The sequence below is a fragment of the Devosia sp. genome (assembly GCF_028290645.1).
In the GTDB taxonomy this organism is placed as follows: Bacteria; Pseudomonadota; Alphaproteobacteria; order Rhizobiales; family Devosiaceae; genus Devosia_A.
Window position 1 is genome coordinate 1 of the sequence record NZ_JAQGJL010000129.1, and the last position, 22396, is coordinate 22396.

21 protein-coding genes are annotated in these 22396 nt (G+C 66.2%); 5 read left to right on the forward strand and 16 right to left on the reverse strand.

Features of this window, described 5'->3' with window-relative positions; all coding sequences use genetic code 11:
* Window positions 1–99: 99 nt before the first annotated feature.
* From JWQ89_RS07420 to JWQ89_RS07435, 4 genes are all read right to left on the reverse strand, one after another.
* Window positions 100–870 (reverse strand): sulfite exporter TauE/SafE family protein, encoded by a 771-nt coding sequence (locus JWQ89_RS07420; protein WP_299639733.1) that lies wholly within the window; start codon window positions 868–870, stop codon window positions 100–102.
* Between the two features lie 33 nt (window positions 871–903).
* Complete coding sequence (locus tag JWQ89_RS07425; protein ID WP_299639735.1) at window positions 904–2793, reverse strand: monovalent cation:proton antiporter-2 (CPA2) family protein; 1890 nt, start codon at window positions 2791–2793, stop codon at window positions 904–906.
* Window positions 2794–2984: 191 nt separating this feature from the next.
* Complete coding sequence (locus tag JWQ89_RS07430; protein WP_299639736.1) at window positions 2985–3710, reverse strand: cell cycle transcriptional regulator TrcR; 726 nt, start codon at window positions 3708–3710, stop codon at window positions 2985–2987.
* An 80-nt stretch (window positions 3711–3790) separates the two neighbouring features.
* Window positions 3791–4861 (reverse strand): NAD(P)H-quinone oxidoreductase, encoded by a 1071-nt coding sequence (locus tag JWQ89_RS07435; RefSeq protein ID WP_299639737.1) that lies wholly within the window; start codon window positions 4859–4861, stop codon window positions 3791–3793.
* A gap of 118 nt (window positions 4862–4979) precedes the next feature.
* On the opposite strand from JWQ89_RS07435, the gene JWQ89_RS07440 reads away from it, so the two are divergent.
* Together JWQ89_RS07440 and JWQ89_RS07445 are read left to right on the forward strand one after the other, a co-directional pair.
* On the forward strand, window positions 4980–5165 hold the full coding sequence (locus tag JWQ89_RS07440; protein ID WP_299639739.1) for a DUF1192 domain-containing protein: 186 nt from the start codon (window positions 4980–4982) through the stop codon (window positions 5163–5165).
* A 299-nt stretch (window positions 5166–5464) separates the two neighbouring features.
* Window positions 5465–5986 carry a DUF1465 family protein gene (locus JWQ89_RS07445; RefSeq protein WP_299639741.1) on the forward strand — a complete coding sequence of 174 codons (522 nt, stop codon included), beginning with the start codon at window positions 5465–5467 and terminating at the stop codon, window positions 5984–5986.
* Window positions 5987–6079: 93 nt separating this feature from the next.
* Here the strand turns inward: JWQ89_RS07445 and rpmE are convergent, their stop codons facing one another.
* The gene (gene rpmE / locus JWQ89_RS07450) at window positions 6080–6301 is read right to left on the reverse strand and encodes a 50S ribosomal protein L31 (RefSeq protein ID WP_299639743.1); all 222 of its coding nucleotides are present in this window, start codon (window positions 6299–6301) and stop codon (window positions 6080–6082) included.
* Window positions 6302–6469: 168 nt separating this feature from the next.
* On the opposite strand from rpmE, the gene JWQ89_RS07455 reads away from it, so the two are divergent.
* Together JWQ89_RS07455 and JWQ89_RS07460 are read left to right on the forward strand one after the other, a co-directional pair.
* Window positions 6470–8314: an ABC transporter transmembrane domain-containing protein gene (locus JWQ89_RS07455; RefSeq protein WP_299639744.1), complete on the forward strand. Its 1845-nt coding sequence runs from the start codon at window positions 6470–6472 to the stop codon at window positions 8312–8314.
* A 125-nt stretch (window positions 8315–8439) separates the two neighbouring features.
* Window positions 8440–9153 carry a GNAT family N-acetyltransferase gene (locus tag JWQ89_RS07460; RefSeq protein WP_299639745.1) on the forward strand — a complete coding sequence of 238 codons (714 nt, stop codon included), beginning with the start codon at window positions 8440–8442 and terminating at the stop codon, window positions 9151–9153.
* Window positions 9154–9221: 68 nt separating this feature from the next.
* Here the strand turns inward: JWQ89_RS07460 and JWQ89_RS07465 are convergent, their stop codons facing one another.
* The 8 genes from JWQ89_RS07465 to JWQ89_RS07500 all read right to left on the reverse strand — a co-directional run bounded on the left by JWQ89_RS07465 (window position 9222) and on the right by JWQ89_RS07500 (window position 16973).
* Window positions 9222–10250, reverse strand: coding sequence for a peptidoglycan -binding protein (locus JWQ89_RS07465; protein ID WP_299639746.1), 1029 nt, complete (start codon window positions 10248–10250; stop codon window positions 9222–9224).
* 181 nt (window positions 10251–10431) lie between these two features.
* Window positions 10432–11484, reverse strand: coding sequence for a flagellar motor protein MotA (locus JWQ89_RS07470; protein WP_366143978.1), 1053 nt, complete (start codon window positions 11482–11484; stop codon window positions 10432–10434).
* A 149-nt stretch (window positions 11485–11633) separates the two neighbouring features.
* Window positions 11634–12425, reverse strand: coding sequence for an inositol monophosphatase family protein (locus JWQ89_RS07475; protein ID WP_299639748.1), 792 nt, complete (start codon window positions 12423–12425; stop codon window positions 11634–11636).
* Window positions 12426–12488: 63 nt separating this feature from the next.
* Window positions 12489–13622, reverse strand: coding sequence for a sel1 repeat family protein (locus JWQ89_RS07480; RefSeq protein ID WP_299639750.1), 1134 nt, complete (start codon window positions 13620–13622; stop codon window positions 12489–12491).
* Complete coding sequence (locus JWQ89_RS07485; RefSeq protein ID WP_299639752.1) at window positions 13619–14173, reverse strand: thiamine phosphate synthase; 555 nt, start codon at window positions 14171–14173, stop codon at window positions 13619–13621. Before JWQ89_RS07485 ends, JWQ89_RS07480 begins: the two co-directional genes overlap by 4 nt.
* A gap of 132 nt (window positions 14174–14305) precedes the next feature.
* On the reverse strand, window positions 14306–15331 hold the full coding sequence (locus JWQ89_RS07490; protein WP_299639754.1) for a class I fructose-bisphosphate aldolase: 1026 nt from the start codon (window positions 15329–15331) through the stop codon (window positions 14306–14308).
* An 86-nt stretch (window positions 15332–15417) separates the two neighbouring features.
* Entirely contained in the window at window positions 15418–16617 is a 1200-nt protein-coding gene (locus tag JWQ89_RS07495; RefSeq protein WP_299639757.1) for a phosphoglycerate kinase, read from the reverse strand.
* A gap of 68 nt (window positions 16618–16685) precedes the next feature.
* Window positions 16686–16973 carry a hypothetical protein gene (locus tag JWQ89_RS07500; protein WP_299639759.1) on the reverse strand — a complete coding sequence of 96 codons (288 nt, stop codon included), beginning with the start codon at window positions 16971–16973 and terminating at the stop codon, window positions 16686–16688.
* A gap of 395 nt (window positions 16974–17368) precedes the next feature.
* On the opposite strand from JWQ89_RS07500, the gene JWQ89_RS07505 reads away from it, so the two are divergent.
* On the forward strand, window positions 17369–18916 hold the full coding sequence (locus JWQ89_RS07505) for an acetolactate synthase large subunit (RefSeq protein ID WP_299639760.1): 1548 nt from the start codon (window positions 17369–17371) through the stop codon (window positions 18914–18916).
* 9 nt (window positions 18917–18925) lie between these two features.
* On the opposite strand, the gene JWQ89_RS07510 is transcribed toward JWQ89_RS07505, so the two are convergent.
* The 3 genes from JWQ89_RS07510 to tkt all read right to left on the reverse strand — a co-directional run.
* Window positions 18926–19471 carry a putative glycolipid-binding domain-containing protein gene (locus tag JWQ89_RS07510; protein ID WP_299639761.1) on the reverse strand — a complete coding sequence of 182 codons (546 nt, stop codon included), beginning with the start codon at window positions 19469–19471 and terminating at the stop codon, window positions 18926–18928.
* Window positions 19472–19476: 5 nt separating this feature from the next.
* Complete coding sequence (gene gap, locus JWQ89_RS07515) at window positions 19477–20484, reverse strand: type I glyceraldehyde-3-phosphate dehydrogenase (protein WP_299639762.1); 1008 nt, start codon at window positions 20482–20484, stop codon at window positions 19477–19479.
* A 50-nt stretch (window positions 20485–20534) separates the two neighbouring features.
* Window positions 20535–22396: transketolase (gene tkt, locus JWQ89_RS07520; RefSeq protein ID WP_299639763.1), on the reverse strand; the 1862-nt coding region annotated here is incomplete at its 5' end.

A 22396-nucleotide genomic window follows, 5' to 3' on the forward strand; every position in this document is an offset into this window, starting at 1 on the left:
GCACCGCGGTGAGGAACGCCCCCGTCTCATCGAGATCGCGGACGAGCAGGGCGATGTGATCGAGGCGACAGGTGATGCTCATGTTCGTCTTCCCGGCCTTCAGGCGGTCGCCCCGGTGAAGAAGACACCGATCACGCCATCATAGATCAACTTCAGGGACAGCAGGAACACCAGCCAGTAGGTGAGCTGGTAGAACCGCTTCACCGAGATCCGGCGCACCAGCCAGACGCCGACCATCACCCCGACCACGGCAAGCGGAGCGAGGATTGCGGCGTGGGTGAGGTTGGCGACGTTGAGCTGGCCGAGGAAGAAATACGGCACCAGCTTCGCCGTGTTGACGATGGCGAAGAAGAACGCCGTGGTGCCCGAATAGATCACCGGGTTCAGCCGCTGCGGCAGGGTGTAGATCTGGAACGGCGGGCCGCCGGTGTGGCTGATGAAGCTGGTGAAGCCGGCAAAGCCGCCCCAGAACGTGCCCCAGGGCTTTGACGGCGGCAGGCCCTCGAGCTTCTTCCTGATCGGCAGCAGCGCATCGAGGATGAACAGCAGGGTGATGACGCCGATGAACAGCAGCACCATGGCGTCGCTGACCACGGTCCACAGCGCCCAGCCGATGAGGGTACCCACCATGGCGCCGGGCAGCATGATCTTGAGGATCCGCCAGTCCGCGTCCTTGCGGTAGGTCCAGACGGCGATGGCATCCATGACCAAGAGCAGCGGCAGCAGCATCCCGGCCGCCTCGCGCGCCGGCATCACCAGCGACAGCATCGGCACCGCCACCATCCCGAGGCTTCCCACCAGTCCCGACTTGCTCAGGGCAACGATGAAGACCGCGAGGACCGCGACGATCCAGAAATAGAGATCAGGCATGAAAGGGGGTAACCGGGAGGGAAAAAAGCGGCGCTACTCGGACGCCCGCGAGCCCGGCTTGTCAATATCGCCTTCAGCATGATCCCCCGGGGATCCAGCCTGGGCGCGATCGGCCTTCATCACGGCATCCAGCATCTCGGTCGAGCGCCGCACGAAGCCGATATAGGCGGTCTGGTCATGGCGGACGGCATAGCTCTCGCGCAGCATCCTGGTGTCGTGCCTTTCGAACTCGTCGGCGACGCGGCGGGCCTCGGCCTCCTCGTGGCCCAGCGCAACCAGCGCCCGTTCGCCCAGCTTGATGGCGGCACGGAAGGTCTCGCGTTCGAACACATGGACGCCGAGCGCCATCAGGTCGTGGGCATGCGATCGATCGACGGCCCGGGCGGCGACGATGACATCGGGGTAGTTGCGGCGGATGAGCTCAGCGATGCCGAGGATGCGATCGCCGCCGGCCACCGCAATGACGATCATCCTCGCCTTGTCGGCGCCGGCGGCGCGGAGGATCTCGATGCGGCCGCCATCGCCGTAGAACACCTTCACGCCGAAGCGCTTCACCAGCTCGATCTGCGCCGGATCGTCGTCAATCAGCGTCATCCCGAAACCCTGGGCGCGCAGCATCCGGGTGACGATCTGGCCGAACCGGCCATAGCCGAGGACGATCACCTTGTCGTTCGGATCGGCGACCGCAGGACCCGGCGGCAGATCGTCCTCGGCTTCGCTGCCGGCGTTGAGACGCGGCGCCCACAGTCGGTCGAAGATGAACAGCAGGAGCGGCGTCACGGCCATCGAGAGCGCCACCACTACCGTCAGCAACTCGACTTCCGGCCCCGAAAGGTTGCCGGCGGTGCGGGCGAACTGCAGCACGACGAAGGCGAACTCTCCCGCCTGGCTCAGGAGGATGGCGAGCAGCAGCCGCTCGGCCATGTGCATGCGGAAGAAGGTCGCGAGCACGAACAGCACCAGCATCTTGAGCGCGATCAGCGCGCCGACCAGCGCCAGCACGAGCATCGGCCGGTCGATCACCACGTTGAAGGCGATCGACATGCCTACGGTGATGAAGAACAGGCCGAGCAGCAGTCCCTTGAACGGCTCAAGATTGCTTTCGAGCTCGTGCCGGTACTCGCTGTCGGCGAGCAGCACGCCGCCGAGGAAGGCGCCCAAAGCCGGGGACAGGCCGACGCTCGCGGTCAGCAGCGCCGCGCCGATCACCAGAGCGAGCGCGAACGCGGTGAACGCCTCGGGCACCCGGGTGCGAGCCAGCCAGCTCATTAGCGGCCGGATGACGAAGCGCGAGCCGAGCAGCGCCGCGACGAAGCCGCCGACGACGACCAGCGGCAGCCACCAGCCGACCGAGTTGTTCACCGCCTCGATCACCCCCTCGCCGATGGCCTCGACGGGTGCTCCGCCCATGTTGGCGAGGAGCGGTATGATGGCGAGGACCGGGATCACCGCGACGTCCTGCACGAGGAGGATGGCAAGCGAGGCGCGGCCGGTATCGGTCGTGGTGATGTTGCGCTGGTCCACCGACTGCATGGCGATGGCGGTGGAGCTCATGGCGAGAGCGAGGCCGACGACGATCGCGTCGACCCAGACGAAGCCGACCAGCCGTGCCAGCACGGCGATGGCGGCGCTGGTCGCCACCAGTTGCGTGAGGCCCAGGCCGAGCACCTTGTGGCGCATGCGCCAGAGTTCGCTGCCGTCGACCTCGAGGCCGATGAGAAACAGCATCATGACGATGCCGAAATCGGCAACCTGGTGGACGAGGGCGGTGTCGGAGACGAGCGACAGGCCGTAAGGGCCGATCAGGATGCCGGCGGCGAGATAGCCGAGGATGGTACCGAGGCCTGCCCACTTGAACAGCGGAACCAGCAGCACCGTGGCGACGAGCAGGACGAAGATCGCAAGCAGCAGGTTGCTTTCCATCGATGCTCGCGCTGCCCGCGCGCCTCCTCCGGGGTGGCCTCAGTATTTATGCGTGCGACTGGCGCGGGTGTCACCCCCCGTGAACGCGGGCGGCCCATGTCCCAGCCGGGACCGTCGGATGAATGGGCCCCCCGCGGAGGATGACATCGCCGGCGGGGGAGCGCCGGGGGCGGGGCCCCGGCAGTCCGGACCTAGTCGTCGTTGTCGGTGCCCTTGAGCGACTTGAGCTTGGCGAACACCGAATCGGCGTCGATCTCTTCCTCGCGTTCCGGCCGGCGCTCGGTGTGCTCCCCGTCGTCGGGACGGTCCATGCCGGCGCGACCGTGGGCGCCCGCCAGCGCCTCTTCGGCGGTCAGCAGCATGGTGCCTTCCTCAGCAACCTCGCCGGTGGCGGCGCCCTTGCTGGCGCGGCTCACTTCCAGATCGAGATCGATCTGGCTGGCAAGGCCGAGCGTCACCGGGTCCATCGGGGTGATGTTGGCATTGTTCCAGTGGGCGCCGTCGCGCACCGCGTCGATGGTCGACTTGGTGGTGCCGACCAGCCGCATGATCTGCGCATCCTTCATCTCCGGATGGTTGCGCAGCAGCCATTTGATGGCGTTGGGACGCTCGTTGCGGCGCGAGATCGGGGTGTAGCGCGGGCCCTTGCGCTTGGGGGCGGCAACGCGGACCTTGGGGTCCGAAATCTTCATCCGGTAGTTCGGGTCGGCCTCGGCCTTCTCGATTTCCTCGCGGGTCAGCTGGCCGTTCTGGATGGGATTGACGCCCATGATGCCGCTCGCCACGTCGCCGTCGGCGACGCCCTGTACCTCGAGCGGGTGGAGCCCGCAGAACGCAGCGATCTGCTCGAACGAAAGCGCCGTGTTGTCGACCAGCCAGACGGCGGTAGCCTTGGGCATCAGTAGGGGCGTGGCCATGATAAATCTCTCCTTGAGGCGCGGCCGGGTTCTTCCGGACGCCCCGCCTCGTGGTTCGTAATGAGGGGGAATAATCCCGCCTATATACGCGCGGATTCAGGCCGATTCAATCTGATTGTGTCCTCGGCATTGGTGTCGAGCAAGGTTTCGCCCCAAGGGGTTACGAGGATCAGCTTGCCGTAGTGTTCCGGTTTCTCGAGTTCGGCATGGGCGCGCGCGGCCTCGGCGAGGGGCAGGGCGCGGATGCGCGGTCGGAGGATGCGGCCATCGGCCAGCGCCGGCCACACGGATTCGTGGAGGCTGAGGGCGATCCCCGCCTTCACCTCCCGGGTCTGCGGCCTGAGCGTCGAGCCCGACAGCGTCAGCTGCTTCATCAGAATGTGACTGGCATTGATCTCGGATTTCGGTCCCGCAAGCGTCGAGACGATGACGATGTGGCCGAAGCGGGCGGCGGCGCGGATATTCCGCTCCAGGGCATCGCCGCCGACGATGTCGACGATCCGGTCGGCGCCCTTGCCGCCGGTGATCGACAGGGTACGGGCGACGAAGTCCTCCGTCGTGCGGTCGATGGTGTCGGTGGCGCCAAGGGAGCGGGCATAGGCGGCTTTCTCGGGACTGGAGACCACGGCGATCGGGTGAGCGCCGTGGAGCCTTGCGATCTGGATCGCAGCGCCGCCGATGCCGCCCGCGGCGCCGTGGATCAGGACGGACATGCCCGGCGCGAGGCCGGCACGCATCACCAGCGTCTGCTCGATGGTGAAGAAGGTTTCGGGCAGCGCCGCCCCGGCGGCCATCGACCAACCCTGGGGCAGCGGCAGTACCTGGCCGGCGGGGACCGAGACGTATTCGGCATAGCCGCCGCCATGGGTGAGAGCCACCACCGGATCGCCGGCCCACCAGCCGCTGACATCCTCGCCGAGCGCGGCGATCTCGCCGCCGACCTCAAGGCCGGGGAGCGGCGAGGCGTCGGGCGGCGGGTTGTAGGTGCCACGGCGCTGGCCGAGATCGGGGGCGTTGAGGCCCGCGGCGGCGACCCGGATCAGCACCTCGCCCGGGCCCGGCTGCGGCACCGGCAGGAGCACCGGCTTCAGCACTCCGGGGCCGCCGAATTCGGTGATGGCAATGGCGGTCATTTCGGCGGGGATCTGCATCGATCTAGCTAGTCCCAGCAAGGCGCGGCTGGCAATCGGTGATCCGCGTGCTAGTGCCGGGTTGCGCGAGAGCGCAGGAGGACTAAAATTCACCGAAAAGCCAAGCCCGGAGAGGACCATGTTCGGAGATGACGAGGTCAAGAAGGCCAAAGTGCACGAGGTCGGCATGCCGATCGACACCATGTCGGTGGAAGAGCTCGAAGAGCGGATCGCCATTCTGAGGGCCGAAATCATGCGGCTCGAGCAGGCGATCGCCGTGCGGCAGAAGGTGCGGACGGAAGCGGATTCGCTGTTCAGGTTCTGAGCGGCTGCGCGCCCGCAGCGCCGGTCACCAATTGGCAAGGTTAAGAAAGCGAGTCTCGTTAACCTCAAATTAACACCTTGCGGTTAATTTGACCGTATCCAGTTCTCTGGATTTTGCAGAGTGGTTTCTCCCTCTGTTTGACGCCTCCCTGTTAACTTTCGAGAGCCGTTTCGACGGCTCTTTCTTTTTGTGCGGCAGCGGGATGGCTGTTAAGCCAAAGGCAACGGAGGCGGGCGCAAAACGGTAGGGAACCGGCGCCGTGCCGGAGACCGTGACCCATCCGTCACCCGGACAGCAGCGTGGACGAGAGCAGTCAGAAGAAGCCGGTAGCCATCGGCCCGCGCATCGTGGCGTCGGGGGGCTTCGACATGCTCTATCGCGAAGGCATGGCGCTGATCGAGGCGGTGGCCGCGTATCTCGATGGCGAGGGCCGGGCGGAAAGCCGCGGGCTGCCGCGCGAGGCTTCGTTCGTCTATGCCACCGAGAGCATGCGGCTCACTACCCGGCTGATGCAGCTCGCCTCGTGGCTGCTGCTGCAGCGCGCGGTGAACGAGGGCGAGCTCACGGCCGAAAACGCCCGCACCGAAAAGGAGAAGGTCCGCTTCTCCGCCACCCCATCGGATCGCGGCGGCCCCGGCTATGCCGAGCTGCCGGAGCGGCTGAGGGGCTTCATCATCCAGGGCGACCGGCTGTTCGACCGGGTGCAGCAATACGACAAGCTCGAACGCGGCGGCGTACCGGACTATGCGCCGATGGCCGCGGGCGGAATTGCGGATCAGCTGGCGCGGCTGAAGGCGGCGTTCGGCAGGTTGAAGGAATAGGGGCACTTCGCCGGGTGAGGGGCAGTCTCTCAGCCCCCAAACAAAAAGCCCGGCACAATGGCCGGGCTTTCGCATTCCTCAGTGCCGTCAGGCTTAGAAGCCGAGGCCCTTGAACTTGTCCTTGAAGCGGGTGACGCGGCCGCCGCGGTCCATCAGGTTGCCCTGGACGCCGGTCCAGGCCGGGTGAGTGGTCGGGTCGATGTCGAGCTGCAGCGTGTCGCCTTCCTTGCCGTAGGTCGAGCGGGTCTGGTAGCTCGTGCCGTTGGTCATGGTGACGGTGATCATGTGGTAGTCGGGGTGGATGTCGTTCTTCATGGCGCTGCCTCAAATCAAACGGGCGCCGCGGCGCCCGGACGAAACTATCAATTCGGATTGGTCGGGTTCATAGAGAAATTCCGGCCCCCGCGCAAGTGCAAGCCGCAGATGTCGCAGGCTGGCAATTCGGTTGCTAGCCGGGCGGGACCTGCCTATATCGGGAGCACTTTGAAAGCGACCACGAACACGTCCAACCCGGCAACGTCGGACGGCCGGCTCGGCAGCAAGGGCGAAGCGCGAAAGACCGGCCAGCGGGATTTGAAGCCCATTCGCCGGCTGCTGCCGTTCGTGCTGAAATACCCGTGGCGCCTGGCGCTGACCATGGGGTTCCTGCTGGTTTCGGCGCTGTCCTCGCTGGTCATCCCGTCAGTGGCGGGCAAGATCATCGACAAGGGCTTCGTCGAGCAGAACCTCGACATGGTCGGGCAGTACGGCATGCTGGCGATCGGGGTGGCGCTGGTCATGGCGCTGGCGAGCGCGGGGCGGTTCTACTTCATCTCGCACCTCGGCGAGCGGGTGCTCACCGATTTGAGGCGGAAGGTGTTCGATCACCTCCTGACGCTCGACTCGAGGTTCTTCGACCTGCATCGGGTGGGGGAACTCACCTCGCGGCTCAATGGCGACGTGGCGACCATTCGCGGCGCCATCGGCACCAGCCTGTCGATCATGCTGCGCGGGGTGGTGACGCTGGTCGGCGCGGTGGCGCTGATGTTCCTCACCAGCCCGTACCTGGCGCTGACGGTGATCGTCGTCGGCCCGGCGATCCTCGTTCCGGTGATGCTTTATGCGCGCCGGCTGCGGCGGATGTCGCGGCGCACGCAGGATGCGCTGGCCGACATGTCGGCGATGGCCACCGAGGCGCTGGGCGCCAGCAAGACCATCAAGAGCTTCGTCCAGGAGCCCGAGCAGTCCCGCCTCTACGGGCACCACGCCGAGGAATCGTTCGAGGCCGAGGTCAGCCGGCTGGGCGCCCGGGCGGCGCTGCTCGGCGGGTTGTTGTTCCTCTCGACCACGGCGCTGGTGGTGCTGGTCTGGTGGGGCGCCAATGCGGTGTTCACCGGCGTCGTCACGGTGGGCGAACTCGCCCAGTTCATGATCTACGCACTGATGGCCAGCAATGCGCTGACCAATCTCTCCGAGATCATGGGGCTGGTGCAGACCGTCTCGGGCGCTACCGAGCGGCTGGTCGAGATCCTCGATGCGGCGCCGGCCATCAAGTCGCCGGCGATGCCGTTGGCGCTGCCGGTGCCGCCACTCGGCACCGTTGCCTTCGAGAATGTCGGCTTCGCCTACGGGACGCGCGACGACGAGCAGGTCATCGAGGAGATGAATTTCTCGATCGCGCATGGCGAGACGGTGGCGCTGGTCGGCGCTTCGGGCGCCGGAAAATCGACGATCTTCGCCCTGGTGCAGCGCTTCTACGACGTGAGCCGCGGCCGCATCCTCGTCGACGGGATCGATGTGCGCGATGTCGAGCCGGCGCAACTGCGCCGCCGCTTCGCCTATGTCGAGCAGGAGCCGACGATCTTTGCCGGCACCATCGCCGACAATATCCGCTTCGGCCGGCCGGAGGCGAGTTTCGCCGAGATCGAAGCCGCCTCGCGGGCGGCGCTGGTGCACGACTATGTCACCGAGCTCAGCAACGGCTACGATTCGGTGGTCGGCGAGCGCGGCGTGATGCTGTCGGGCGGCCAGAAGCAGCGGCTCGCCATCGCGCGGGCGCTGCTGAAGGACGCGCCGATCCTGTTGCTCGACGAAGCCACCTCGGCCCTCGATGCGGAAAGCGAGCGGCTGGTGCAGGTGGCGCTCGAGCGGCTGATGGTCGGACGGACGACGCTGGTCATCGCGCATCGGCTCGCCACCATCCGCGATGCCAACCGTATCCTCGTGCTCGAGAAGGGCCGGCTCATCGACCAGGGCACGCACAGTCAACTGGTGAAGAAGGGCGGCAAGTACGCCGAACTCGCCAAGCTGCAGTTCCGGGATGAACCGCTACCGGAAGTGGCGGAGTAGGGCTGAGGCATGCCCAGGATGGGTTGGGGTGCATGCTGCTGAACCGTTCTTTCTTTGCCTTCCACTGATGTGTTAGCATAAAGTCAATGTAGCCGCGCCTTTCGCAGCAACGGACTGGATGAAGATTGACCGATCATCCACTCGATAGTCCACTTTGGCACGCCATGAACGGCTCGCTGGCCCAATACAGTCGAGCGGTTGGTGACGTTCGGCTTCTTTCCCCCGAAATTGCCTCCGTCGCGGCCATGAGGCAAGTTTCACCGGCAAATATGTCGATACTGGCGGCTGCTCTCGATAATGGCTCTGAGATAGTCGCGTTTGCTTCGGAGCCGATGCAGTCGACGCCCGAGCTTGAGGTGCTGCACATCCAACCGTTGCTGCAAATGGTCGCCGAACGCCTGACCCCGGTTGAGTCGAATGTTCCCGTGGCCTTGCTCAATGCTGGTGATTTTCCCCAGATGCTGACCTTGGTCGAAATTACGCGTCCCGGACCGCTTGGGCCACGTGCGATGGAGCTTGGCGGTTTTCGCGGCATCTTTGACGGCGAGAGGCTCGTTGCGCTGGCAGGCGAACGCCTGCACCTCGACGGATACACTGAGATCGCCACCGTTTGTACCCACCCCGACCACCGGGGTCGGGACTACGGGAAAGCGGTCGTCTCGGCCGTAGCGCAGGGGATCGTCGAAAGGGGCCAAACGCCGTTTCTGAGTGTCATTCCGGGCAATACACCGGCCATCCGGCTTTACGAGAGCTTGGGGTTCACCCACAGAAGAACGCTATATCTGAACACTGTAAAGCGGACTCCAAGCGATGCTGAGGCGCGTGTGGTGTCCTTCTGAGGATACGCGCGCCGCGCGGACACCCCCACATCAGGGCAAGGGGCGCGGTTGCTGCCCGCGACCCGCGCTCAGCCGTCCGTAAGCTTGAACTCGATGCGCCGGTTCCTGGCGTAGGCTTCCTCCGTGTCGCCGGTGTCGATCGGGCGGCTGTCGCCGAAGCCGGCAGCGACGAGGTGCTGGGCGGGGATGCCCTGTTCGACGAAATACTTGGTTACGGCGATGGCGCGGGCGGCCGATAGCTCCCAGTTGGACGGGAATTCCGGAGTGTTGATCGGGCGCTTGTCGGTGTGGCCGTCAATGCGCAACACCCAGTTCACGTCGGCGGGTATCTGGGTCTGCAATTCCTTGATGGCACTCGCAAGCTTGGCCATTTCGGTAAGGCCAGCAGCCGAGATTGAGGCTTTGCCGGCGTCGAACAGCACTTCGGACTGGAAGACGAACCGATCGCCGACGACGCGCACGTCGGCACGGCCTTCGAGCACCTGGCGGAGCTTGCCGAAGAAATCCGAGCGGTAGCGGGAGAGATCCTGCACGCGCTGGGCGAGCGCCAGGTTGAGCCGGCGGCCGAGGTCGGCGATCTGGGTGCGGCTCTCGGTGTCCTTGGATTCGGAGGCCTGCAGCGCCTCCTCGAGCGCGCCGATCTGGGTGCGGAGCGCGGCGAGCTGCTGGTTGAGCAGCGCCACCTGCGCGGTGGCTTCGCGCGACAGATCCTGCTGCGAGGCGAGGTCGGACTGGAGGTCCGCGATCTGGGCGTCCTTGCCGTCGCCGTCGGCGCCAATCCCGGCGATCTGGGCGGCCATCTGGTCGCGCTCGTTGGTGGTCGAGGTCAGCGTTGCCGAGAGCGTCGCGATGGTCGATTCGAGGTCGCTCGAGTTGACCTTTTCGAGCTGCAGCAGCTCGGTCAGCTCGGCGATCTGGGCGTTGAGCCGGCTCATCGCCGTGTCCTTGCCGCTGATCTCCTGGCCGAGGAAGAACTGGCTCAGCATGAACAGCGAGAGCAGGAAGATGATGACGAGCAAGAGGCTCGACAGGGCGTCGACGAAGCCCGGCCAGTAATTGGTGACCTGGGAGCGACGGGAGCGGGACGACATGGCCATGGGTTTAGCCCTCAGCCTTGAGCGGGGAGGCGGGAGGCCCCCTCACCCGGTGCTACGCGCCGACCTCTCCCCCAGAGGGAGAGGTGCGATGCGGCACGACCAAGCCACCCCACCACCTCTCCCTGTGCGGAGAGGTCGGCCGAAGGCCGGGTGAGGGGGCTTTTGGCCCGTACCGTTCGCATCAGTTCGGCCGCCGGTCGGATTCGCCTTCGCGCAGCATTGCTTCCATCAGTTCGCGCAGCTTCTTGTTGGTTTCGCCTTGCTGGATGATGTGGCCGCGCAGGTCGTCCTGCTCGGCCTTGATATGCTTGACGAGGCCATCGATGCCGCGGGCCAGCTCGGCCATGGCGCGGATGGCGTTCTGCGACGAGCTCGAGTTCTGCAGCGTCGAGCCGAACTGCGCCAGCATCGCCGACATCTCGTCGCCCGAGACGCCGAGCCCGGTGGCCTGCATCTGGGTGACCGGGTGATCGAGTTCGGTCATCGAGGTCATCCAGTCCTCGAGGTCGGTATAGAAGGCGTTCTGCGCCTGGCTCGCCTGCAGGTCGAGAAAGCCGAGGATCAGCGAGCCGGATAGGCCGAGCAGCGAGGCGGAGAAGGCGGTGCCCATGCCGCCGAGCGGCGCGGCGAGGCCTTCCTTGAGGTTCGAGAACAGCGTCGCCGTATCGCCGGCCGTGGCATCCAGCGCCTGGATGGTCGAAGCGACATGGGTCACGGTTTCGAGCAGGCCATAGAACGTGCCGAGGAGGCCGAGGAAGACCAAGAGGCCCGTCAGGTAGCGCGAGGTATCCTTGGCTTCATCGAGCCGGTTGCCGACCGAATCAAGGATGGAGCGCATCGAGGAGGGGGTGATCACTGCCTCCCCGAGCCGGTCGCGCAACAGGTTGGCGACGGGGGCAAGCAGCCGCGGCTGGGTCGCCGGCATGCGGCCTTCCTGCAGCGAGTTCACCCAGTTGATTTCGGGGAACAGGCGGATCACCTGGCGGAAACTCAGGATGATGCCGATGAAAAGCGTCAGCAGAATCAGCGAGTTGATGAAGGGGTTGGCCCAGAAGAAGACCAGCAGCTGGTTGGCGAGGATGGCCGCGACGAGCGCCACCAGCACCAGGAAGATGACGATCTTCACCAGGTAGACCGCAGGGCTTGCCAAGCGGTACGGGTCGTAGCTTTGCGACATGTAGACGCCCTTGGTGGGTAAGATCGGGCCGACAATAGTGCGCTTCGGCAAAAGCACGCAACGGTCGGCGGCCTGCAATGCCGGTTAAACCCCATGAAATCCGGGCAATGCGACCAGAGGGTGACGGGGCGGAGGGGCAGGGTGGGCATGATGCCACACCCGCCGCCGGCGGCTGGGGACCGCTGGATCGCAACCGTCCGACCGGTTCAGTTCACCGCCTTGACGATCTTCAAGAGCTGCCCCTGGATCACCTCGTTGCCGGCGATGACCTGGCCGTTCCAGATCGATCCGGTGGTGCCGGCATAGTCCGACATGGTGCCGCCCGCTTCGCGCAGCACCAGCTGGCCGGGAGCGACGTCCCAGGGGGCGAGGCCGGCTTCCCAGTAGCCGTCGAAGCGGCCGGCGGCGAGCCAAGCGAGATCGGTGGAGGCCGAGCCGGTGCGGCGGATGCCGGAGACGGCCGGGGTGACCTGCGCCAGCTGCTTCAGCTGCAGGATATCGAGGGCACGGCCGCGCGAGTTGATGCCGGTGACCACCACCGCGTCGGCGAGGTGCTTGCGGTTGGCGACGCGAAGGCGCTTGCGATCATTGAGCCACGCGCCGCCGCCCTTTTCGGCGGTGAACAGCTCGTCCATCGCCGGGTTATAGATCACCGAGGCGACGATCTCGTTGTTGCGCTCGAGCGCAATGGCGCAGGCGAACATCGGGATGCCGTGGAGAAAATTGGTGGTGCCGTCGAGCGGATCGACGATCCAGCGGTGCTGGCCGTCGGTGCCCTTAACCTCGGTGCCTTCCTCGCCGAGGAAGGAATAGGTCGGCCGGGCCTTCTGCAGCTCGTTGAAGACGATCTCCTCGGCGCGCTTGTCGGCGTTGGAGACGAAGTCGGCGGGGCCCTTCACCGAGACCTGGAGATTCTCGACCTCGCCGAAATCCTTGGCAAGGGAGCGGCCGGCCTTGGTGGCGGCCTGCACCATGATATTCAAAAGCGCCGAGCGCATGGGAAACTCCGCGCGAGAATTCGGGGAACGTAGGAAGGGCCGCTATGTGCCCGAGAACGCTGCTCAGTTCAAGGGCGCGTCGGCCGGTGCGGCAACGGGGGCAGGGGTGGTGTTCGCGGCGACCCTGGTCGGGGGCGGGGACGGCCAGAAGCGGGCCCGCTCCTCGGCACGCGCCAGCTCCTCAGGCAGGATCGAGGCGAGGAGCTTGTCGAGCTGCGGGTCCTTGAGGCCTTGGCGGCGGGACAGCGCCCGGTACATGGCCGCGTCCTCGAGGTTGAGCGTCACGCCCTCGCCGGCGGCGAGAAGCTTGGCATAGCGGTTCTGCGCCACCGGATTGCCGGCATCGGCGGCGCGCGCGTACCAGCTTGCGGCAGCGGCGCGATCCACCGGCACGCCCTTGCCCAGATAGAGGCTGGTGGCGTACTCGACCTGCGCCGGGATCAATCCGTCCTCGGCGGCGAGGCGGAACTGCTCGGTGGCGCCGGCCGGATCGGGCGCTACGCCGGCGCCCTCGGCAAGCATCCCTGCGTAGTCGTAGCGGGCTTCGGCGATGCCCGAATTGGCGGCTTCGCCGATCAGCTGGGCCGCCTTGGTGAGGCTCGGCTCGGCATAGACCCCTTCGACATGCAGGAGGCCCAGGTTGTACTTGGCCATCATGTTGCCGGCGTCGGCGGCGGTCTTGAACAGCTCGGCGGCGCGCTTCCTGTCCTTGGTGACGCCGCGGCCGTCCTGATAGGCCATGGCGAGCTCGAACGTGGCGAGGGGATCGCCGTTCTTGCTGGCGAGGCCATACCAGCTGGCGGCGCTGGCGAGATTCTCCGGCACGCCGAGGCCTTTAGAATAGATCTCGGCAATCAGCGTCTGCGCCGGCGCATCGCCCTTCTCGGCCCGCGGCAGGGCGAGATCGAGGGCGGTGAGATAGTAGCCGCGCTGGTAGGCGCCATAGGCCGCGTCGACCTTTTGCCCGAACACCGCGCTGCTGACCGTCTGCGCGTCGCTGGGGGTCTCCGTTTCGGCGGGAGTCTGGGGCAGCAACTCTTCCGGCACCGGGCTGATCGGCAGTTCCTGGAAGCCGAGGCCATCGGGAAACTGCATGTCCTTGGGGCGCAGGTCCTCGAAATCGGTGCGGGCCGCCTGCGCGAGCGCGGGAGACGCCAGGACGGCGACGATCAATGCGCAACCCAGCCGGCGCATCATTTTACCGGCTCCGTGACACGGAGCGGCAGGCCGATGAATTCGCAGCCCTCGGCGTCGTAGTTGTCAGGCCCGGCTTCGGGATCGGAAAGTACGCTGGGGATTTCCATGGTCTCGGCCCACCAGCGCGCCAGGTCGCGCGCCGCTGCCGATATGGGACCGGAAAGCGGCCCAAATAGGATGTAGTCGACGCCGGCTTCGCCCTTCAGCATGGCGTCATCGCGCGAGTGGATGTCGCCGGCGCCGACGATCAGGTCGGGCTTCAGCGCCGCAATCGCCTCCTTCACGGCCTTGAGGCCGCCCGCCACATGCAGGCCGTCGGCGCCCAGGAGGGGCACGAGGCCGGGCTCGCCCTCGATCAGCACGGCGGTGCCTGTGGCCTGCGCCAGCGGCACGATCTGCTTGGCCAGCGCCTTGTAGGCGTTCTCGGACAATTGTCCGCGCGGCAGCAGCAGCGCGGCAACCTCGGCGTCCCCGAGGGCGGCTTTCAGCGCGTCGGCAAGCCGGTCAGGCGGGGTGTCGGTGGGGGCGATGAGGAAGGTTTCAGCGGACATGGCGGTGTTATAGCGGGCTCGCTGCGGATGTGGAGCCGGATTCTGGCCGCAGCTTGGCAGGCGGCCAGTGCGCCGAAAAGAAAAGGGGCGCGTGAACGCGCCCCAGTTGGGTCGGGAAGACTTTGGAGAAAGTCAGGCTGCGAGATCGAGTTCCGGCTTGTAGGTCCCCAGCGCCGCGAGGGAGTTCATGTGGGCGCGGTGGGTGAAGGCGCGCTGGGCGGCTGCGACATTCTGCTCCTCGCCGTTCCAGGTGACGAGCGCCGAGGTCTGCAGCGCCCGGCCGTAGGAGAAGGTGAGCGCCCAAGGCAGGCCGGGGATCTGGTTCATGGCGCTCAGATGGGCCGTTGCTTCCTCGTCGCTCTGGCCGCCAGAAAGGAAGGCGATGCCGGGGACGGCGGCGGGGACGAACCGGCGGAGCGTATCGACGGTGCGCCGCGCCACTTCTTCCACCGAAACGCGCTCGCGCGACCGGAGGCCGGGGGTGACCATGTTGGGCTTCAGGAGCATGCCGCTCAGGTCGACGCCAGCGAGGCGCAGTTCCTTGAATACCGCCTCCAGCGTTTCCCCGGTGACTTCCTCGCAGCGCTGGATCGAATGATCGCCCGGCTCGCCGTCGGCCAGCACTTCGGGCTCGACCACCGGCACGATGCCGGCTTCCTGGCAGTACATGGCGTAGCGTGCGAGCGCATGGGCGTTGGCGCGGATGCCGTTGCGCGAGGGGGCGTAGGAGGTGATGGCGATAACGCCGCGCCACTTGGCGAAGCCGGCGCCGAGCTTGGCGTAGTGCGAGAGCCGCTGGCGCAGGCCATCGAGGCCCTCGGTGATCTTTTCGTCCTTGCTGCCGGGCATGGGCAGCGCGCCGCGATCGACCTTGATGCCGGGGATGACGTCGGCTTCGTCGAACAGCTGGCGGAACGGCGTGCCGTTCTTGGCTTTCTGCTCCAGCGTCTCCTCGGTGAGGATGACGCCGGAGATGTAGTCGCGCATCGCATCGGTGGAGCGGAACAGCATCTCGCGATAGTCGCGGCGTGTTTCCAGCGTCACCGGCAGGCCGATCAGCGCGAAGCGCTTGGCGATGGTGCCTTCGGATTCGTCGGCGGCAAGGATGCCCTTGCCCTTGGCTACTAGTTTCCTGGCGATTGCATTGAGCGAGGCCATGGGGGTCTCCGTTTCGCAATGGCCTCAGCATGCGCCCGGACCCGGTGTGAGTCGATTGGACGTTCAGGTATCAGACGAAAGGTGGTTCACCCTTTCAGCGCTTCAACTCCCGGCAAGGGCTTGCCTTCCATCCATTCGAGAAAGGCGCCGCCGGCGGTAGAGACGTAGGTGAACTGGTCCTTCACGCCGGCATGGGCGAGGGCGGAGACGGTGTCGCCGCCGCCGGCCACCGAGACCACCTTGCCGGCCTTGGTGCGCGCGGCGACGTATTGGGCGATCTCGACCGTGCCGTGATCGAACGGGTGCATCTCGAAGGCGCCGAGCGGGCCGTTCCAGACCACGGTCTTGGCCTCATCGATGGCGCCCTTGATGCGCTCGATCGAGCCGGGGCCGACATCGAGGATCATGCCCTCGGGGTCCATCGCGTCGACGCCGTAATAGCGGTGCGGGGCGTCGGCCTCGAAGTGCCAGGCCACCGTGGCGTCGATGGGCAGGATGATGGCGCAGTGCACCGCTTCGGCCTTGTCGCGGATCTCGTTGGCGGTTTCGGCGAGGTCCTTCTCGGCCAGCGACTTGCCGACGCCCAGTCCCCCGGCATGGAGGAATGTGTTGGCCATGGCACCGCCGATCACCAGGGCGTCGACCTTGTTGATCAGGTTGCCGAGCAGGTCGAGCTTGGTCGAGACCTTGGCGCCGCCGACGATGGCGATCACCGGCCGCTCGGGGTTGCCGAGGCCCTGTTCGAGCGCCAAGAGCTCGGCCTGCATGGCGCGGCCCGCGGCCGAGGGCAGGAGGCGGGCGATCGCCTCGGTCGAGGCGTGGGCGCGGTGCGCGGCGGAGAACGCGTCGTTGACGAAGATGTCGCCGAGCTCGGCCATCCGGGCGGCGAGTTCGGGATCGTTCTGCTCTTCGCCGGGATGGAAGCGGGTATTCTCGAGCACGAGGATCGAGCCCGGAGGGGCCTCGTCGATCGCCTGCCGGGCCTGGCTGACGTCGGTCCAGTCGGTGGCGATGAAGCCGACCGGGTGGCCGGTCGCGTCGGCGACGGCGGGGACCACCATTTCGAGCGAGAACTCGGGATCGACCTTGCCCTTGGGGCGGCCGAAATGGCTGAGGATGATGGCCTTGCCGTCGACCTTGATGATTTCGCGGATGGTGGGCACCAGCCGCTCGATGCGGGTCGCGTCGGTCACCTTGCCATCGGCGACTGGCACATTGAGATCGGCGCGCACCAGCACGCGCTTGCCCGAGAGGTCGAGGTCGTCGAGGGTCTTGAAGGCGGGCATGACTTGATCCGCAGAAAGAAAAGCTGCCGCTGCTATAGCAAGGATTGCGGCAAGGGCAACAGCGGAGGTCAGAGGCCGACAAGGCCGGCAAGCGTTCCGGAGAGGGCAAAAAGCAGCGCGCCCAATACGATATGCCGGGCGGCGAAATAGAGGTTGGTGTTGAAGGTGAAGCGGGCAAAGCCCTCGCTCGGCCAGGCGCGCGGTCCGATACGGCGGCGCAGGGCGCGATCGGCGAGGACCACGTACAGCCCGAAGGCTGCAAGCGGCACGAGGAACCAGGTCGCGTCATGCCGGGCACCCTCGATCAGGCAACCCAGGATATTGGCAGTGATAAGGAGCCGTTCGACTGCGCGCACGGGCTGATCGCTCCGATTCAGTGATCACCTGTGGGTGCAGCATAGGGCATCGACGTAACGCCCCGGCGACCGAAAAGTTAACGGGCGATGATATTTGGCGGTGGAGCGGGGGTAAAATGGCCATCATTCAGTGGCTCGGACCGCGAAGCCGATGGTGACGAGCCGAAACAGACTGCCCCTCCCCAGCCCTCCTCATTGGGAGGGTGCCGGCGGTGCGCCTGGCTTGATCCAGCCACGCACTCGTCCCCCCTTGTAGGGGAGGCGGCGAGGGGCCGTTGGACGACAGCAGGCAATGCTGTCGCTCCAGTGCCGCGGCGCGGGGGTCGTCAGATCGCGCCGCAGTCTGCTAGGCTGGAACGTCCGGACAAGTGCCGGTGAGGGCAGGGGGGCTGCAGATGAACGGCGCCGACAGTGTCGTGCAGACGTTGGTCGATTGTGGCGTCGAGGCCTGCTTCGCCAATCCCGGAACTTCCGAGATCCATCTCGTCGCCAGCTTGAACAAGCAAAAGACCATCCGTGGGGTCCTCTGTCTGCATGAGGGCGTTGCGACGGGCGCCGCCGATGGCTATGGCCGGATGGCCGAAAAGCCCGCAATGACGCTGCTGCACCTCGGTCCTGGCCTCGCCAACGGGCTGGCCAACCTCCACAACGCACGCCGTGCGGCGAGTCCGGTCGTCAACATCATTGGCGGGCATGCGAGCCACCACAACCGCTACGCACACGCGGCGCTCAACTCGGATATCGAGGGGTTTGCACGACCTGTTTCCGCGTGGACGCTGAGCACCGCGAGTGCGCTGACCGCGCCCGGCGATGCGGCTCGTGCCGTCGAGGCGGCCCAGCGCCCGCCGGGGCAGGTTGCCACGCTGATCGTTCCCGCGGATGCAGCCTGGACCGAAGCGGTTCGGCCCGCCAAGCCCTTGCCCCGCCCGCCAATGGCAAGCTCGACTGCAGTCGATGCAGTCGATGCCGTCGCCGCGGCGCTCAGGCGGAGTCCGAGGTCAGGCTTGCTGCTGCGCGGGCAGGCCTTGCAGGAGCAGGGCCTTGCGGCAGCGGGGAGGATCGCTGCCAAGACCGGGGCCCGGATTCTCTACGACACGCTTTTCCCGCGCATGCAGCGCGGCGCGGGTCGTGTCAGGGCCGATCGCATTCCCTACTTTCCAGAGGCCGCGATGGAATTCATGGCCGATCTCGAGGTCCTGGTGCTGGTGGGGACGAATCCACCGGTTTCGCTGTTCGGTTCGCCTGACAAGCCCAGCCTCCTGGCCCCCGAAGGGTGCCGGATTATCTGCCTGGCGCGCGAATACGAGGACGGGGTCGGCGCACTGGAAGGGCTGGCAGAGGCGGTCGGTGCACCAGCCTCGCCCGGCGCCGTCACCGAACTTGCCGTGTCTGCGCCATCCGACGACGCCACGCTTGCCGCCGCGACTATCGGGCAGGCCATCGCCTATCACATGCCGGAGCAAGCCATCATCGTCGACGACAGCGGCTCATCCGGATTTGCCTCGCACGGCGGGACCGCTACGGCGCGGCCACACGACTACCTGTTCGTCGCCGGCGGATCGATCGGCTGGGGGCTCGCCGCCGCGGCCGGAGCGGCTGTCGCTCGTCCGGACCGCAAGGTCGTCTGCCTCACGGGCGACGGCTCCGGGGCCATGGCGATGCAGGCCCTCTGGACCCAGGCGCGCGAGCGGCTCGACACGGTGACCGTCGTCTATTCCAACCGGGCCTATGCGATCCTCGATGTCGAATGGGCGAGGGCCGGATTGGGCAACTCAGCGCCAGCCTCGTATTTCGGTCTCGATGGGCCCGCCATCGACTGGGTTGGTCTGGCTGGCGCGATGGGCGTGGAGGCGTCGCGGGCCGAGAGTACGGGTGCCTTCTCGGATCAGTTCGCCGCAGCAATACGCACCCGCGGCCCGAGACTGATCGAGGCGGTCATCTAGTCGGCGCGCTCAAACCCGGCTGAACAGCGTCGGGTAGTCCACCACGAGGCCGTCTTCATCCACCGTCAGCACCTGCTCGAAACTGCCGTCGGCCGCCTGGTATCGGTAGTGGGTCGGGTCGAGCCGGGTGTAGATCTGCCCGTCGCGGAACGCCTCGAGGCTATCGAGCGGCACCCAGGCCATGGCGAACTCCTTGGGCACGCCATCGGCGAAGGTCGTTCGGCGGATCGGCAGGGTGTTGGTGAAGGGTGTGCCCGAAATGTCGATGTCGACGCAGCCTTCGAGCTCGGGCGCGCGCCGGCCGTTCACCTTCCAGTCGCCGAAGCCATTCGACAGCAGCCGCAGCACACGGCCATCCTGCATGCGCAGGGTGAGGGAGCGGAAGGTCCAGTCGGGTGCCAGCTGGATGTCGTACTGGGCACCGTAGGCGAAGCCTTCGAACTCGCCGATCAGCACACTGCGGACGTTGATACCCTCGGCAGTTTCCCAGATGCGGCAATGTTCGAGCCCGACCTCATCGACTGGTTTCCAGCGGAGGTCGAGCTCGAGAGGCATTTACGTCAGAGCGTCTTGGCGAACACGGCCGTCATGTCGGCCATGCGGTTCGAAAAGCCCCACTCGTTGTCGTACCAGCCGAGGATGTTGACGAAGTTGCCGTCCATCACCTTGGTCTGGTCGAGCAGGATCGTCGCCGAGTGCGGGTCGTGGTTGAGGTCGTGCGACACCAGCGGATAGTTGGTGAAGGTCATGATGCCCTTGAGCGCGCCGTTGCTGGCGGCGATCAGCGCGTCGTTGACTTCCTGCGGCGTGGTGTTGCGCTTGGAGAGGAACTTCAGATCGACCAGCGACACGTTGGGGGTCGGCACGCGGATCGAGATGCCGTCGAGCTTGCCCTTGAGTTCCGGCAGCACAAGCCCGATCGCCTTGGCGGCGCCGGTCGAGGTCGGGATCTGGCTCAGCGCCGCGGCGCGGCCGCGGTAGAGGTCCTTGTGCATGGTGTCGAGCGTCGGCTGGTCGCCGGTGTACGAGTGGATGGTGGTCATCATCCCTTTCTCGATGCCGACCAGTTCGTTCATCACCTTGGCCATCGGCGCGAGGCAGTTGGTGGTGCACGAGCCGTTCGAGATGATGACGTGCTCCTTGCCCAGCTTGTCGTGGTTGATGCCGTAGACCACGGTCAGGTCGGCGTTCTCGGCCGGCGCCGAGACGATCACTTTCTTCGCGCCGGCGGTGAGATGCGCGGAGGCCTTGTCGCGGCTGGTGAAGATGCCGGTGCACTCGAGCACGATCTCGACGCCGAGTTCCTTGTGCGGGAGCAGCGCCGGGTCCTTGACGGCGGTGACCTTGAAGGTCTGGCTGCCTGCGGTGATGGTATCGCCGTCGACCTTCACCTCGAAGGGGAAGCGGCCGTGCACGCTGTCGAAGCGCAGCAGGTGGCCGTTGGTTTCGACCGGGCCCAGATCGTTGACGGCGACGACCTCGATGTCGTTGCGACCGCTTTCGACGATGGCGCGCAGGATGTTGCGCCCGATGCGGCCAAAGCCATTGATTGCGACGCGTACAGCCATGATGGCTCCTTGAGGACTTCTAGGTGAGGAGGGAAAAGAGCGCCGGTCTCTTACAACTGCGCCATGACAGCTTCAACTATGGCTTTGGAGGTGATGCCGAAATGCTCGTAGAGGGCTTCGGCCGGGGCGCTGGCGCCGAACGAGTGCATGCCGATGAAGCGGCCCTTGTCGCCGAGCAGCTTCAGCCAGCTCATCTCGATGCCGGCTTCGATCGCCACCCTGGCCTTGGGTTTGCCGATCACCTCGTTGCGATAGGCCTCGGGGCCGTTGAGGAAGATTTCCATCGACGGGACTGACACCACCTTGGCGGAAATGCCCTGGGCCTTCAGCAGTTCGAGGCTGGCGACAGCGATCGAGACTTCCGAGCCGGTCGAAAAGATTACCGCATCAGCGTCCTGGTCGCCGGCGATCACATAGGCGCCTCTCGCCGAGAAGTTTCCCTCCACCTCTGCGGTGCGCAGCGCCGGCAGGTTCTGGCGGGAAAGCGCAAGAATGGCCGGGCGATCGGTCGACTCAAGGGCGATCTGCCAGCATTCGAGCGTTTCGACCGCATCGGCCGGACGCAGCACCAGGAGGTTCGGGATCGCGCGGAGCGTCGACAGGTGTTCCACCGGCTGGTGGGTCGGGCCGTCTTCGCCAAGGCCGATGGAGTCGTGGGTCATCACGTAGATGACGCGCTGGCCCATGATGGCCGAGAGACGGATAGCCGGGCGGGCATAGTCGGTGAAGACGAGGAACGTGCCGCCATAGGGGATCAGCCCCTTGTGCAGCGCGATGCCGTTCATTGCCGCCGCCATCTCGTGCTCGCGGATGCCGTAGCGCATGTAGCGGCCGGTGCGGTCCGAGGCGGTGAAAGGCAGGGTCTCGGGCGTGTTGGTGAGGTTGGAGCCGGTCAGATCGGCAGAGCCGCCAATGGTTTCGGGCAGGATCTTGTTGATCACCTCGAGCGCCATCTGGCTCGACTTGCGGGTCGCGACCTTGGGCTTGTCGGCGACAAGCTTGGCCTTGAACGTCTCGATCGCCTCGTTCCAGCCTTGGGGCAGCTCGCCCTTGGTGCGGCGCTCGAACTCGGCGCGAAGCTCGGGCTTGGCCGAGGCCAGCCGGCCTTCCCAGTCGCCGCGGGCGTTCTCCGAGCGGGTGCCGGCGGCGCGCCAGGCGTTGAGCGTGTGGGCGGGGATTTCGAAGGCGGGGTAGTCGATGCCGAGGGCCTGCTTGGCGCCGGCGAGTTCGGCCGCGCCCAGGGGCGAACCGTGGACGCCATGAGTGCCGGCCTTGGTCGGCGCGCCGAAGCCGATGGTGGTCTTGGCGGCGATCAGCGTCGGCTTGTCCGACTTCTTGGCATCGAGCAGGGCCTGTTCGACCTGCGCCTGGTCGTGACCATCGATCTCGATGGTGTTCCACTTGCAGGCCTTGAAGCGGGCGATCTGGTCGGTCGAGTCGGCGTTCGAGACGCGGCCGTCGATGGTGATGTTGTTGTTGTCCCAGATCACCGTCAGCTTGTTGAGCTTCAGGTGGCCGGCGAGCGAGATGGCTTCCTGCGAAATTCCCTCCATCAGGCAGCCGTCGCCGGCGATCACCCAGGTGCGATGGTCGACGATGTCAGAGCCGAACTCGGCGGCGAGCTTGGCTTCGGCAACGGCAAACCCGACCGAATTGGCGAGACCCTGGCCGAGCGGGCCGGGGGTGGTTTCGATGCCCTCGGCGTGGCCGGATTCGGGGGGGCCGGCGGTCTTGGAACCGAGCTGGCGGAAGTTCTTGATGTCGTCGATCGACATGTCCTCGTAGCCGAGGAGGTAGAGCGCCGAGTAGAGCAGCATCGAGCCGTGGCCGGCCGACAGGATAAAGCGGTCGCGGTCGGGCCAGTGCGGGTTGGCCGGATCGAACTTCATCACCTTGGTGAAGAGCACCGTCG